The sequence below is a fragment of the Ignatzschineria sp. F8392 genome (genome assembly GCF_002252045.1).
Lineage (GTDB): Bacteria > Pseudomonadota > Gammaproteobacteria > Cardiobacteriales > Wohlfahrtiimonadaceae > Ignatzschineria.
Genome location: NZ_NEFF01000005.1, coordinates 130,163 through 144,721 on the forward strand (window position 1 = coordinate 130,163; position 14,559 = coordinate 144,721).

Annotated in this window: 11 protein-coding genes; 9 read left to right on the forward strand and 2 right to left on the reverse strand. The window is 41.5% G+C overall.

What is annotated here, in order from left to right:
- Positions 1-198: 198 nt before the first annotated feature.
- The 9 genes from ilvB to B9T19_RS08705 all read left to right on the forward strand — a co-directional run bounded on the left by ilvB (position 199) and on the right by B9T19_RS08705 (position 11,289).
- Positions 199-1,941 (forward strand): biosynthetic-type acetolactate synthase large subunit, encoded by a 1,743-nt coding sequence (gene ilvB, locus B9T19_RS08665; RefSeq protein WP_094568231.1) that lies wholly within the window; start codon positions 199-201, stop codon positions 1,939-1,941.
- Positions 1,942-1,950: 9 nt separating this feature from the next.
- Positions 1,951-2,466 (forward strand): acetolactate synthase small subunit, encoded by a 516-nt coding sequence (gene ilvN / locus B9T19_RS08670; RefSeq protein ID WP_094568232.1) that lies wholly within the window; start codon positions 1,951-1,953, stop codon positions 2,464-2,466.
- Between the two features lie 250 nt (positions 2,467-2,716).
- Positions 2,717-3,733 (forward strand): ketol-acid reductoisomerase, encoded by a 1,017-nt coding sequence (ilvC, locus tag B9T19_RS08675; RefSeq protein WP_094568233.1) that lies wholly within the window; start codon positions 2,717-2,719, stop codon positions 3,731-3,733.
- 299 nt (positions 3,734-4,032) lie between these two features.
- Positions 4,033-5,397 (forward strand): class II 3-deoxy-7-phosphoheptulonate synthase, encoded by a 1,365-nt coding sequence (locus B9T19_RS08680; RefSeq protein WP_094568234.1) that lies wholly within the window; start codon positions 4,033-4,035, stop codon positions 5,395-5,397.
- Between the two features lie 70 nt (positions 5,398-5,467).
- Positions 5,468-6,427, forward strand: a complete 960-nt coding sequence (gene accA, locus B9T19_RS08685; RefSeq protein WP_094568293.1) for an acetyl-CoA carboxylase carboxyl transferase subunit alpha — start codon at positions 5,468-5,470, stop codon at positions 6,425-6,427.
- Between the two features lie 167 nt (positions 6,428-6,594).
- On the forward strand, positions 6,595-7,497 hold the full coding sequence (locus B9T19_RS08690; protein WP_094568235.1) for an ATP-binding protein: 903 nt from the start codon (positions 6,595-6,597) through the stop codon (positions 7,495-7,497).
- 152 nt (positions 7,498-7,649) lie between these two features.
- Positions 7,650-8,669, forward strand: coding sequence for an SIS domain-containing protein (locus B9T19_RS08695; protein ID WP_094568236.1), 1,020 nt, complete (start codon positions 7,650-7,652; stop codon positions 8,667-8,669).
- Between the two features lie 337 nt (positions 8,670-9,006).
- Positions 9,007-10,197 (forward strand): N-acetylglucosamine-6-phosphate deacetylase, encoded by a 1,191-nt coding sequence (gene nagA / locus B9T19_RS08700; RefSeq protein ID WP_094568237.1) that lies wholly within the window; start codon positions 9,007-9,009, stop codon positions 10,195-10,197.
- A 189-nt stretch (positions 10,198-10,386) separates the two neighbouring features.
- Complete coding sequence (locus B9T19_RS08705) at positions 10,387-11,289, forward strand: AEC family transporter (protein WP_143436873.1); 903 nt, start codon at positions 10,387-10,389, stop codon at positions 11,287-11,289.
- A 77-nt stretch (positions 11,290-11,366) separates the two neighbouring features.
- Here B9T19_RS08705 and ttcA read toward each other — a convergent pair whose 3' ends face one another.
- Positions 11,367-12,254, reverse strand: a complete 888-nt coding sequence (gene ttcA, locus B9T19_RS08710; RefSeq protein WP_094568239.1) for a tRNA 2-thiocytidine(32) synthetase TtcA — start codon at positions 12,252-12,254, stop codon at positions 11,367-11,369.
- Between the two features lie 207 nt (positions 12,255-12,461).
- Entirely contained in the window at positions 12,462-14,345 is a 1,884-nt protein-coding gene (gene ftsH / locus B9T19_RS08715; RefSeq protein ID WP_255406360.1) for an ATP-dependent zinc metalloprotease FtsH, read from the reverse strand.
- Between the last annotated feature and the right edge of the window lie 214 nt (positions 14,346-14,559).

The window sequence follows — 14,559 nt, forward strand, 5'->3', positions numbered from 1 at the left end:
ATATCTGATGGAGAGATAAGAATAAGTTCCCAGATAATGAACAATACTCATAATGGGTGGTACTAGCACTGAAAGTTAGTGGAAGTTCTTTATGAAGATTAGATCAGATTAGATTGATGATAGAGATTAAAGAGTCTCTGGAATCTAACCGATACCCTAAAAAAATGAATAACAAATATTGAAAAGAGAGGAGATCCTGTGAAATTAAGCGGTGCAGAAATCGTCATTCACTCCTTAATGAAGGAGAAGGTAGAGTGTATCTTTGGTTATCCTGGAGGTGCAGTTCTGCCACTTTATGATGAGATTTATAAACAAGACAAAATTGAACATGTCCTTGTGCGCCATGAGCAGGCTGCGACCCATGCTGCCGACGCTTATGCGCGTACAACAGGAAAGCCAGGTGTCGTTCTGGTCACTTCCGGTCCTGGGCTGACCAATGCTGTCACTGGTATTGCAACTGCTTATATGGATTCAATTCCCATGATTGTCTTTTCTGGACAAGTAGCTACAAGCTTAATTGGGAATGATGCGTTCCAAGAAGTAGATACTGTTGGAATTACCCTTCCTTGTGTCAAACATAACTTCTTAGTCAAAGATGTCAAAGATCTCGCAAGCACAATTAAAAAAGCATTCTATATTGCTACAACAGGTCGCCCTGGCCCTGTTGTGATAGACCTTCCAAAAGATATTACGGTCCATGAAGCAGAGTTTGTCTACCCTGAAAAAATTACAATGCGCTCCTATAACCCTACCGTTAAGGGGCACTCAAAACAGATCGCTCGCGCATATGATCTTATTATGAAAGCTAAACGCCCAATGGTCTATACCGGCGGGGGCGTCATTATTGGTGAAGCTTCTAAAGAACTTCGTGAATTTGTTAAAGCGCTCAATCTTCCTATCACAAGTACCTTAATGGGACTAGGTGCTTACGAGGGAACTGATAAGCAGTTTCTTGGCATGTTAGGAATGCATGGAACTTATGAAGCAAATATGGCGATGCATCACTGTGATGTTTTAGTTGCCTTAGGTGCGCGCTTTGATGACCGGATTACCGGAACATTAGAGAGCTTCTGCCCATACGCGAAGATCATTCATGTCGATGTTGATCCATCATCAATTGCTAAAAATGTCCCTGTTGATCTTCCCATTGTGGGTCAACTTCAACCTGTTCTTAAAGAGCTTAATGCAATCCATAAGAGCAAAAAAGGTAAATTAGATCAGGATGCTCTGACTAAATGGTGGGAGCAGATTGGTGAATGGCGTGCAATGGAATCCTTAAAGTATGAACAATCTGACGTGGTTATCAAACCACAGTTTGTGATTGAAAAACTCTTTGAGGTCACGGAAGGTAAAGCGATTATCACCTCAGATGTGGGCCAACATCAGATGTGGGCAGCACAATATTACCCCTTTGATGAGCCAAGACAGTGGCTCAATTCAGGTGGTCTCGGCACGATGGGCTTTGGCCTTCCTGCCGCAATGGGAGCAAAAATTGCCCGTCCTGATAGAGAAGTCGCCTGTATTACCGGAGATGGTAGTATTCAGATGATGCTCCAAGAGCTCTCTACCATGTTGCAATATTGCTCTCCTGTTAAAATTATTAACCTCAACAATGGTTATTTGGGGATGGTACGCCAATGGCAAGAATTCTTCTTCCAGAAGCGTTACTGCATGAGCTATTTCGACTCTCTCCCTGATTTTGTAAAACTTGCTGAGGCATATGGTCACAGTGGCGTTCAAATTCACAAACCAAGTGATGTTGAACCGGCACTACGTGAAGCTTTCAAACAGAAAGATAAGACCATCTTCCTCGACTTTATCACCGATCCCAGCGAGAACGTTTACCCAATGATTCCTGCCGGAAAAGGTCATCACGAAATGATCTTAGCGGGTCGTGATAAGATGGAAAATACGCTCAAAGAAGGCTTAAGTCAGGTATAGGAGAGAAAAATGACACTTTTTAATACAGAAACTTCGCGTCATATTATTTCGATCTTAATGGAGAACGAAGCCGGCGCACTATCGAAGGTAGTGAATCTATTTTCCGCCCGTGGTTACAATATTGACAGCCTCTGTGTTGCTGCGACAGATGATCCGTCACTCTCTCGCTTAACACTTGTCACTATTGCCGATCATCATGTTGTTGAGCAGATTATCAAGCAACTCAACAAATTAATTGATGTTGTCAAACTTACAAATCTTTGCGATAGTGCTTATGTTGAGCGTGAAATGATGCTCATTAAAGTACAAGCTGAAGGGCAAAATCGCTCTGAGCTTTTTCGTATCAATGAGATGTTTAGAGGCCGCGTGATTGATGTTACCCCTCTCTCCTACACAATAGAGATGACAGGTACACAAGAGAAGCTTGATGCCTTTATTGTGGCGGTACAGGAGTTAGGAATCATCGAAATTGTAAGATCTGGTGCACTCGGATTAGTCAGAGGCGCAAAAGGTTTAACGATCTAAAGTAACGCTCTAAAATTGAGTAACCACAAATCTAAAAGTAACAAAATAGCTCAATATTTGAGAAATTAAGAATAGATCTAAGAGTAATATCTAAGATCAATATTAAAATAAATTAGATAAATTAATAAATTAGATAAAAAATAATCTCTCTATTTTCACTTAAGCTAATCCTAAAGGAATCGCCATTTAAGAGCGTGCTAACTTATAGCATAGTGAAGAGAGATCATAAACAAAGAAAGGATATTTAAAGATGAATGTTTTTTACGACAAAGATGCCGATATCTCATTAATCAAAGGGACAACTGTTGCAATCATTGGGTATGGATCACAAGGTCACGCTCATGCGCAAAACCTTAAAGATTCAGGTGTCAATGTTATTGTCGGCCTTCGTAAAGGTGGCGCTTCATGGGACAAGGCTGTCAATGCCGGTCACAACGTAAAAGAGATCGCGGAAGCAACTAAAGAGGCTGATTTCGTGATGGTTCTCCTTCCTGATGAGAATCAACCTGCTGTCTATCGTGATGCTATTGAACCTAATCTTAAAGAGGGTGCAACACTTGCATTTGCTCATGGATTTAATATCCACTACAACCAGATTGTTCCTCGCAAAGATCTCGATGTTGTGATGGTTGCTCCAAAAGGCCCAGGTCACACTGTTCGCTCTGAATATGTTAAAGGTGGCGGCGTTCCTACATTGATCGCTGTCTATCAAGACTCATCTGGTAAAGCGCGCGATTTAGCACTCTCTTATGCATCTGCAAATGGTGGCGGCAAAGCTGGCGTAATCGAAACAACCTTCGAAGAAGAGACGGAAACAGATCTCTTCGGTGAACAAGCAGTTCTCTGCGGTGGTGCAGTAGAGCTTGTCAAAGCGGGCTTTGAGGTATTAACAGAAGCTGGTTATGCTCCAGAGATGGCATATTTTGAGTGTCTACATGAGTTAAAGTTAATTGTAGACCTTATGTATGAAGGTGGAATCGCAAATATGAACTACTCCATCTCTAATAATGCCGAGTATGGTGAGTATGTGACAGGCCCTGAAATTATTACAGAAGAGACAAAAGAAGCGATGCGTTATGCACTCTATCGCATTCAATCTGGAGAATATGCGAAGATGTTTATTCAAGAAGGGATGACTAACTATCCATCAATGACTGCACTTCGCCGCTTAAATGCAGAACATCCTATTGAAAAGACAGGTGCTAAACTTCGTTCTATGATGCCATGGATCACAGAAAATAGCCTTGTTGATCAATCAAAAAACTAAATAGAATAGATCTTAATGGGAATCGCTCTAAAATCATCCACTCATCGATAGAGCTTTTAGAGTTTAATCCCCAATAGAGAAATAGATCATCTACAATAGTTTATAGATAGAATGTTCAAAATGCCTTAAGCGGATAACTCTTAAGGCATTTTTTATTACTTTCACTATTAACCGCATGATGCAGTACCACTGTAGAGCAGTATTCATAGCGTTTAAGTCTACTGTTTTAATTTTAGTGTATTATTATTTTTTACCCATTAAGTCATCAAGACAATTCAAGAGAGGATTATAGGATTATTATGACTCAGATTTGGACACCCTCTAGCTGGAGAAACTTCCCTGCGGCACAGATGCCTAACTACAAAGATAAAGCAGCCCTTAAAGCGGTTGAGGATCGTTTACGTAAATCGCCTCCTCTTGTATTTGCCGGCGAAGCTCGCTCTCTTAAGTCCCATCTAGCACAAGCTGTTGATGGAAAGGCGTTTCTTCTCCAAGGGGGAGATTGTGCCGAGAGCTTTGCAGATTTTAGTTCTGATAATATTCGTGATACCTTCCGCGTCCTTCTACAGATGGCAGTCACCTTAACATTTGCCGCAAGTAGCCCTGTGATCAAAGTAGGTCGAATTGCCGGACAATTTGCAAAACCTCGCTCATCAGATACCGAGACAATTGATGGTGTGACCCTTCCTAGCTATCGAGGTGACATTGTCAATGGTATTGAATTTACTACTGAGGCGAGAGAACCCGATCCAGAGAGATTATGGAGAGCATATGCGCAATCAGGATTAACTCTCAACCTGCTCCGTGCCTTTGCAAAGGGGGGCTATGCCGACCTTCACCGCGTTCAACGCTGGACAATGAGCTTTGTTGATAAATCACCTCAAGCAGAGCGTTATATCGATCTGGCAACACGTATCCAAGATGCATTGAAGTTTATGCAAGCTTGTGGTGTCGACCCTAATAATGCCATTATTCGTGAGACAGAATACTTCACATCTCATGAGATGCTTCTCCTAGGTTATGAAGAGGCAATGACGCGAACAGACTCTACTACCGGAGATTGGTATAACACCTCTGCACATATGGTCTGGATTGGGGAGAGAACTCGTCAACTCGATGGCGCGCATATCGAATATGCCCGTGGCATTGCAAACCCAATTGGGGTCAAAGTGAGTCAAAAAATGAGCGATGAAGAACTTATTCGTCTTATTGATGCCCTTAACCCGCAAAATGAACCAGGACGCTTAACCTTAATCACTCGTATGGGCGCCGATAATATTTTAGAGCACCTCCCCAGACTTCTCCGCGTTGTAAAACGAGAAGGGAGAAATGTTGTTTGGAGCTGTGACCCAATGCATGGTAATACCATTACTGAAAATCGCTATAAAACACGTCCCTTTGATCAAATTCTTGCTGAAGTTGTCAATTTCTTCGATGCCCATAATGCCGAAGGAACTTATGCCGGTGGCGTCCACTTTGAAATGACAGGTACCGATGTCACAGAATGTTTAGGGGGTGGGCAAAATATCACCTCTAAAGATCTCGAAGATCGCTACCATACACACTGTGACCCTCGATTAAATGCACAACAGAGCCTAGAACTCGCCTTCCAAATCTCATCGAAATTAAAAGAGCATCGCGAAAAGATTCCTGCTCGCGTATAATAGTTTAGCTTACTATTGCCCTAATATATGCTATTTTATAGGGCATATCGAATTTCTTAGGAGTATTGTGTTGAATACGAATTACCTCGATTTTGAAGCCCCTATTTATGAGCTTCAAACTAAAATAAATGAGCTCCAAAATTGGGCTCAAGACGCAGATATTGATGTATCGGATAAAATTGAAGCCTTAGAAAAGAAGAAGAATGCGAAGTTAGAGCAGATCTTCTCTAAGCTTACTTCGTGGGAGATCACACAGCTCGCACGACATCCTTTACGTCCTTATACCCTAGATTACATCAATCTTATTTGTGAGGATTTCCAAGAACTCCATGGTGACCGCGCTTATGCAGATGATGCAGCAATCGTTGGCGGTTTAGCGAGAATTGAGGGCCGAACAGTCATGGTGATTGGTCATCAAAAGGGGCGCGATACCAAGGAGAAGATCAGACGCAACTTCGGTATGCCTCGCCCTGAGGGGTACCGTAAAGCACTTCGTCTCATGAAGCTTGCTGAGCGCTTTAATGTTCCCATCATCACCTTTATCGATACACCTGGAGCATATCCTGGTATTGGAGCTGAAGAGCGTGGACAGAGTGAGGCAATTGCTCGTAACTTATTAGAGATGAGCAAATTACGCGTTCCTATCATCTGCACCGTAACAGGTGAAGGTGGTTCTGGCGGCGCATTAGCGATCGCTGTAGGTGACAAAGTGATGATGCTTCAATACTCTATCTACTCTGTTATTTCCCCTGAAGGCTGTGCTTCTATTCTCTGGAAAAGTGCAGAGAAAAATAAGGAAGCGGCTGAAGCGATGGGTGTAACAGCAGAGAAGAATCGAGAAGCAAAACTGATCGATGAAATTATTGAAGAGCCTCAAGGTGGAGCGCATCGCAACTATAAAGAGATGAGCGATAATATCAAAAAAGAGATTCTTGAAGCATTAGATCAATTATCTCAACTCTCTGTAGAGGAATTACTTGCACAACGTTATGATAAGATCATGGCATATGGGCAGTATAAAGAGAAATAAACCTATAAAATAGCAGATAAGAGACGATTTTATGAAAAATAAAATCGTCTTTTCTTATGGGGAAAATTAAACCCCACAGCCCATCATGACTATCAGTCATAACTGACCAAACATAACGATAATAATTTCAAAAAAGATCAAGAGAATACCAATCTGGAGGGAGATTTATGGAAAAAATTAGAACTCTTTTAGAGAAAATTAGTAAGAGTATTGATCGTTTAGAACCACTCTTTCCACCTGATCATACAGCCATCAACTTTGCAGAAAATGTTGCATTTCGCTGGGCAAAAAAGAGCTACTCACCTTTTGGACAGCTTCTCCCCATTAAAAACCCGGCAACCATCTCTTTTGAGCAACTTGTTGGAATTGAGAAACAGATTACAACTATCCGTCAAAATACCGAACAGTTTTTAGCGCAATTACCGGCAAATAACCTACTCTTAACTGGCGCGCGCGGAACTGGAAAATCCTCCCTAATCAAAGCAACCTTAGCCTCTTATCACAGAGATGGATTAAAGATGGTTGAAATTGATAGTCAAGATCTTGAGGATCTTCCTGAACTTCTTTCACTATTAAAAGAACTCCCCTACCCTTTCATTATCTTCTGCGATGATCTCTCCTTTGAGTCTGGCGATCCCGCTTATAAACCGCTAAAAGCGATGTTAGATGGCTCCCTCTCGAGCCCGGCAAAAAACATTCTTCTCTACGCCACCTCTAATCGACGCCATCTATTACCTGAATCGATGCAAGATAATCTTAATCAATATGAAGCGCAGGAGATTCACCCACAAGAGGCGATCGAAGAGAAGATCTCACTCTCAGAAAGATTTGGATTATGGGTCTCTTTCTATCCACCTTCACAGAGAGAGTATCTCGCGATAGTGAAAAGTTGGCTCTATCAATTAGCCCCCGATCTCCCTTATAATGAGGATGTTGAACGAAAAGCGTTGCAATTTACTCAGAGCCGAGGCTCCCGCAGTGGTCGTATCGCCTATCAATTTGCAAAAGATTTTGTCGGTAGCTCGCAATTAGCCGCTTTGCAGAAAGCAAAAGAAGTAGTTAACCGCTAAAAAGAGAAAAATATGATGGAAGTACTCATAAAACTACTGATATAAACCAATAACAACGTTAATCAAAACGGTATAATGATCAAAAAATGATAGACTGAGAGTCCTATCTCAACCTCTATCTCATTAATATTTAGCAAAATAAGGAATAAACAATGTCGACCTACATGGCTAAAGAGATTTTAGATATCCCCAATGTTATCGAGCATCAAAATGAAGCAAATGCTTCTACATTGATCGCACTTGCGGAGTATCTCAAGAAAAAGCAACCTAATCAGATTATTACATTAGGTCGAGGGAGCTCCTACAATGCATCTATTTATGGGAAGTATCTCTTTGAAACAGGATTAGGGGTTCCCGTCTCTGTTGCTGCGCCCTCCTTAGCTACTGTCTATCAACGCGCACTCAAAACTGATAATGCCATTTTGATTGTCACATCTCAATCTGGTAAAAGTCCAGACCTTATCACTTTTGCAAAGATGATGCGCGCACAAGGGACTAAGGTCATCGGTATTATCAATGATGAAGAATCCCCACTTGCTAAAGAGTGTGATTTTCTCTTTGGTATTAAAGCCGGGGAAGAAAAGAGTGTTGCCGCAACTAAAAGCTTTGTCGGAAGCCTCTCAATCTATGCCGCTATTTTTGCTGCATGGAGCGAAGATGGTGCTTTAGCAGATGCCCTTCTTAACCTCCCATTAGCCTTGGAAGAGGCTGTTAATAGTGAGTGGCCAACATTGATTGATCATCTCTCTCATGCAAAAGATCTCTTCATTATCGGTCGTGGCGTAGGTCTCAGTGCTGCGGTAGAGGCTGCACTAAAATTGAAGGAGACCTGCCAAATTCATGCTGAAGGAATCTCAGCATCAGAAATTTTCCACGGATCAGTATCATTAATTACCCCACAATATCCCGTCATTAGCTTTATTGGCTCGGATCAATCTCGAGCATCCTGCTTAGAGATTAATAAAAAGTTAGAAGGTTATGGAGCACAAGTCTTCTCTGTTGCATCAAAAGCGGGAGATGAATATACCTTAGCCGTTCCAGAGGTTCACCCTCTTCTTCAACCATTAGTTCAGATTACCGCATACTACCGGGTGATCGAGAAGCTCTCTAAACATCGTGGCCTAGATCCTGATCTACCCCCTAATCTTAAAAAAGTGACTGAGACGCTATAAGCTACTGCCTCAAAGAGTGTCATTCTAGCGAGATGCGTTACCTCTCTTAAGACACTCTTTGATCTCTCTTTCACCTCCTTCTAAGATCTTATTTTGTAAAATTAAGAGCTTATAAAGTGAAAAAGAGATACAAGCAAGAGATATAGTAGGAGATGCAATAAAATGATAAAAAATTTAAATAGTTGCTTCTCTTCTTCATTAAAAAAATAGGATTGTCACTGACGCTCAACAGGACTAGGATACTTTCAGTCTCTATTTCCTAAAGAAAATACCTTCTGTTTAATACATAATACCGGCACAATATCAGCCTAATATCAGTCCAGTGTCATAATAAATCATGAATCAAAATATCGCTCTTGTTGCTCCCACAATCTTTGATGGCATGCAACTACTCAAAGAGTCAGCCATCTTATTAAAAAATGATCTTATTGAAGCGATCATTCCTCTCCAAAATATTCCCTCCTCCTACTCTATAAAAGAGTATCGCGGTACATTACTCCCAGGATTTATCGATCTACAGGTTAATGGTGGTGGAGGAATACTCTTTAATGATGCCCCTAACCTTCTCGGCATATCCCAAATTTTAAAAGCACATCGAGCAAGAGGAACAGCGGCACTTCTTCCCACGCTCATTACTGCTACAGATGAGGTGATCAAAAGAGGATTGGAGGCCGTTTCAGAGGGGATGGAGAAAAAGCTTCCAGGGTTACTTGGGATCCATATTGAGGGACCGATGATCAATCCTGAACGTAAAGGGATCCATAAAGCAGATAATATCCGACTTCTGAGTGATGAGATGATCGATCTGATCGCCTCTTATACAGAAATCCCTCGCCTCATAACCCTAGCCCCTGAAATGGTGCCGCTCCTCATTATTGAAAAGCTTACTCAATCAGGTGCAATTATCTTTGCCGGACATACCGAATGCCCTCCTGATCTCCTTCATAGAGCTATAGCGGCCGGCGTTAAAGGATTTACCCATCTCTATAATGCGATGCCACAAATGAGCTCCCGCAATCCGGCAACGACAGGTTATGCCATTCAATCGAAAGAGAGTTACGTTTCTATTATCAATGATACTTTTCATGTTGATCCTTTAATGGTGAAGCTGGCTTATCAAAGTAAGCCTAAAGGAAAACTCTTTATTGTCAGTGATGCCATGAGTTCTATCGGCAGTGATCAAAAATCATTTTACTTAGATGATCAGCAAATTTATGTCGATCAAGGGCGCTTAACAAATAATCAAGGAACGCTTGCCGGTGCCCATATCGATATGGCTTGCTCTATTCTCAATGCAATCGATCTTCTCGATATCCCTCTAGAAGAAGCACTCGCTTTGGGGACATCGATCCCGGCAACTCTCATTTATCAGAAAGAGCAGAAAGAGCAGAAAAGCTCTAGAAATTACGGTTTTCTCCAAAAAGGGGCGCCTGCCTATATCAATCTATTAAAAGAGGGAGTGATTACTCCCCTTAATTTCGAATCATGCCCCTCTGCTCAAGCAAACTCAGACTTTGAGATAGGATAATAGAGTGATCTATATTAAAGTGGTAGAGAGCAAAAAAGGAGATGATTTTCTCATTAGCTGAGTCATCAGCTCCTTCATCAATCTCCTCATTGCGCTCGCCCCTACCGGATTAAAAATACTCACTCTCTTTCTCTTCTTGCTCTAAAACACCTTAGTGCAAAAGAGGGTATATTGGATGGATCAGCCTTTATGAATGGAATTATCTTAATATTGACATGCCTTGTAATAGGTAAACTTGTCACACGTACAATCAGCTGCAAAAGCGAATTTATCTACTCTCTCAATCGTGTTGCGATCACAGTTGCACTGCCGGCGTTAATACTCGATAAAGTTCATTCACAAACCTTCTCTTTAGATGCCCTCTTCCCTCTTCTCTCGCCCTGGGTGCTTTTCTTAGTAACAATCATCCTCATCTATATCATCAAAATATTTATTCCGATGTCTCGCATCACTACCGGGACACTCATTTTACTTGCAGGAACTGCAAATACCTCATTTGTCGGTGTCCCCTTGATACAGGCAATGATGGGAACAGAAGAGTATCTTGGAATCGCATTGTGGGTTGATCAATCAAACTTTATTCTTCTCTTTACACTCGGTGCTTTTATCGCTGACTTCTATAGTGGTGAAAAGATCTCTATTCGTAAAAACTTACATGCTTTAATTAAATATCCTCCAATTATTGCTCTGATCTTTGCCTTCCTCCTCAAACCCTTTGCCTACCCAGCCTTTATAACTTTCACTTTAGAGTCTCTCAGTAGCCTCATTACCCCGCTGACCATGATCTCTGTTGGAGCAAACTTAACGATACCTCGTAATAGAAAACTCATCGGTTATCTAACGATCGGTCTTACTATTAAACTCATTATCCTACCACTCTTTATTCTTGCCACCCTTCTCTTTATCTATGCATCCTCTAATATCTACATCAATCAGATTGTCTTGATGCAAGCGGGCATGGCACCGATGGTGATTGCTGTTATTATTGCGCTTGAGCGCGGACTCGATGGAGAACTCGCCTCCATTATGACCGCTATCGGTATCCCCATCTCATTTTTAACAGTCCCACTCTTCTACTATCTCGTCATCTAATATCTCAATAATAAACTGATCAAAAAACCCCAAGGTTCAATAAAAAAACCTTGGGGTGTAATTCGAGACAGAAATTTTTAAGATTTCACATATTCACTATTTGTTGAAAATGCTTCAAAATCGAAGAGGTCGCTGTCACATAGCTGGGAAAGACGAATATTCTTTGTTGCTCTAAAAATATTATCGATTCTTCCGGGTGACTCTCGCTCCCATTGCTGCAATAGCTTCTTCACCTCTTGTCGCTGTAGCCCCTCTTGAGAGCCACATAGATTACAAGGAATAATTGGAAACTCACGTAATTGAGCATAAGCGGCAATATCTGCTTCACTACAGTAACTGAGAGGGCGAATAACAATATTATCAGCATCATCACTCCGCAACTTTGGTGGCATCGCTTTCATTGTTCCCCCAAAAAACATATTCATAAAGAGAGTCTCAACAATATCGTCACGATGATGTCCTAAAGCAATCTTATTATAGCCATGCTCTTTAGCAAATGAGTAGAGAGAACCTCGACGTAACCGAGAACAGAGGCTACACATCGTCTTACCGGGTGCAATTTTCTCTGTCACAATTGAATAGGTATCTTGTTCAAGAATATGATATGGCACACCAATACTCTCTAGATATTGAGGAAGTATCTCTTCAGGAAAACCGGGTTGTTTTTGATCAAGATTAACCGCTAAAATCTCAAATGAGATCGGCGCATGTCTCTGCAGAATCATAAGAAGATCTAACAGCGTGTAAGAATCCTTCCCACCCGAGAGACAAACCATGATACGATCCCCTTCCTCAATCATCTTATAATCCATCACAGCTCTTCCTACCTGATGACGCAGACGTTTTTGCAATTGAGAAAATGAGAGTTTTTCAGCTTGTTTAGCTTCTGAATGTTGTTGTACTACCGGAGGCTCTTTTGATACTAACTCTGTAATAATCCCAATATTTTTAAACTGCTGACTCATCGCTTTCCACTACCCCATAACATGTTCAAGATTAGATCCCAAATTTTAGACCCTAAATTCAGATCTAATAAATAGATGCCTATTCTAAAGGAAAAGCGATCTAATGAAAATAGAGCAGTTACCAAAAGTATCAACCCAAAAAAGAGCTACCCTCTTTCGAGGATAGCTCTCTTCAAATCTCCTTTAAACTTAAAGTCAGAGTGACTATTAGGAGACAATGTCTACTTTAGGTGGTCCACTGATATCTAAGGAAGCCGGATCCTCATCATGCTTCTTATCTAAACCACGAACAGGGCGTCCTTCCATGATATCTTCAACTTGATCAGCATCGATTGTCTCAATCTCTAACAACACTTCCGCCATCTTATGAAGTTTATCAATATCAGTCTCTAAGACTTCTACTGCTCGAGCATAGTTTCGATCAATAATCGCTCTGACCTCAAGATCAATTTGACGCGCTGTCTCATCAGAAACGCCGGATGCATGACCTGAATGTCCTCCTAAGTAGGATTCATTTCCTTCAGAGTAAGAGATAAAGCCCATTTTTTCAGATAAGCCCCACTCTGTTACCATCTTTTTCGCAAGATTTGTAGCATGTTGAATATCACTTGCTGCCCCGGTTGTTACGGCATCATAACCAAAGATCAACTCTTCTGCTATGCGACCACCAAAGACCATTGCTAATTTATTTTCTAACCACATTCTCGGAACACTTACATGATCACGCTCGGGAAGTGTCATTGTGACCCCTAAAGCTCGACCTCTTGGAATAATCGTTACTTTATAGACAGGATCTGACTTTAAACGATAACCAATAATAGCATGCCCTGCTTCATGATAGGCAGTGAGCTTTTTATCATCATCAGTCATCTGCATCGAGCTTCTTGCTGCTCCCATCATGATCTTATCTTTTGCTTCTTCAAGATCATAAAGTGTAACTTGATCCTGATTTTTACGCGCAGCAAAGAGTGCCGCCTCATTGACTAAGTTAGCAAGATCTGCTCCTGAGAAGCCTGGCGTACCGCGTGCAATCTGCTCAATATCCACATCACTACTTGCAGGAACATTACGAAGATGTACTTTAAGAATCGCTATACGACCCTTCACATCAGGAAGCGGGACAACAACTTGTCGATCGAAACGACCCGGACGTAATAACGCTGGGTCTAAAACATCAGGTCGGTTTGTTGCGGCAATAATGATAACCCCTTGGTTATCTGCAAATCCATCCATCTCAACAAGAAGCTGATTCAAGGTCTGCTCACGCTCATCATGTCCACCGCCCATTCCTGATCCACGATGACGACCAACCGCATCGATCTCATCAATAAAGATAATGCAGGGTGCATGTTTTTTTGCCTGCTCAAACATATCTCGAACACGCGAAGCTCCAACCCCTACAAACATCTCCATAAAGTCAGAACCGGAGATGGTAAAGAATGGTACTTTTGCCTCACCGGCAATCGCTTTTGCCAATAATGTTTTACCTGTACCTGGAGAGCCCACCATCAAAATACCACGGGGAATCTTTCCGCCCAATTTTTGGAATCGTCCTGGGTTTCTTAAGAAATCAACAATTTCACCCACTTCCTGTTTCGCCTCATCAGCACCCGCTACATCCGCAAAGGTCGTCTTAATCTGATCTTGCGTTAACATCTTCGCTTTCGACTTACCAAAACTCATCGGTCCACCTTTACCGCCACCACCCGATTGGCGCATCATAAAGAGGAAGAATCCTAAGAGTAGGAGTATCGGTAACAGATTCAAGAAGATTGAGAGAAACAATCCTTGAGTTCTTAATGATTTACCTGTAAAGCGAACACCATGATCAATTAAACTCTGAATCAGAGGGCCATTATTTGTTTCAGGATTGTAGGTTGAAAATCGAACGTTATCTGAGGTTACCCCTTCAATATTCGCGCTCGCAGGACCGCTCATGCTAACTTCTCGCACTTGTCCATTTTCTACCTGCTTTAAAAATTCTGAATAGGGGATTTCTCGCCCCCCACTGCCGCCAAAGCCTTGAAATAGCATAAATACAAAAATACCTATTCCAAGCCATAAAGCTATATCTCTTCCCTTGTACTTCAAAAGACTAACCTCGATTTTATAGTTGAAATCAATTGATAATATGTAAACAATTCTACTTTACTACGTCAGATTCGATGATTGCACTTAGATTTGCCTACTCATTTTTACCAAAAAGCAATATAGAAGTCTATCACGCTTTGAGAGTAATTCCTCATAATCTGAGGCCTTTTTTTCTCATTTCAAGCGACCTCTAAATGCTTTTTGAAATATCATT

Coding starts and splice junctions, on each gene's coding strand:
- ttcA (WP_094568239.1), bottom strand. CDS start 12,254: ATGAGTCAGCAGTTTAAAAATATTGGGATTATTACAGAGTTAGTATCA.
- ilvC (WP_094568233.1), top strand. CDS start 2,717: ATGAATGTTTTTTACGACAAAGATGCCGATATCTCATTAATCAAAGGG.
- B9T19_RS08695 (WP_094568236.1), top strand. CDS start 7,650: ATGTCGACCTACATGGCTAAAGAGATTTTAGATATCCCCAATGTTATC.
- nagA (WP_094568237.1), top strand. CDS start 9,007: ATGAATCAAAATATCGCTCTTGTTGCTCCCACAATCTTTGATGGCATG.
- B9T19_RS08680 (WP_094568234.1), top strand. CDS start 4,033: ATGACTCAGATTTGGACACCCTCTAGCTGGAGAAACTTCCCTGCGGCA.
- B9T19_RS08690 (WP_094568235.1), top strand. CDS start 6,595: ATGGAAAAAATTAGAACTCTTTTAGAGAAAATTAGTAAGAGTATTGAT.
- B9T19_RS08705 (WP_143436873.1), top strand. CDS start 10,387: ATGAATGGAATTATCTTAATATTGACATGCCTTGTAATAGGTAAACTT.
- ilvN (WP_094568232.1), top strand. CDS start 1,951: ATGACACTTTTTAATACAGAAACTTCGCGTCATATTATTTCGATCTTA.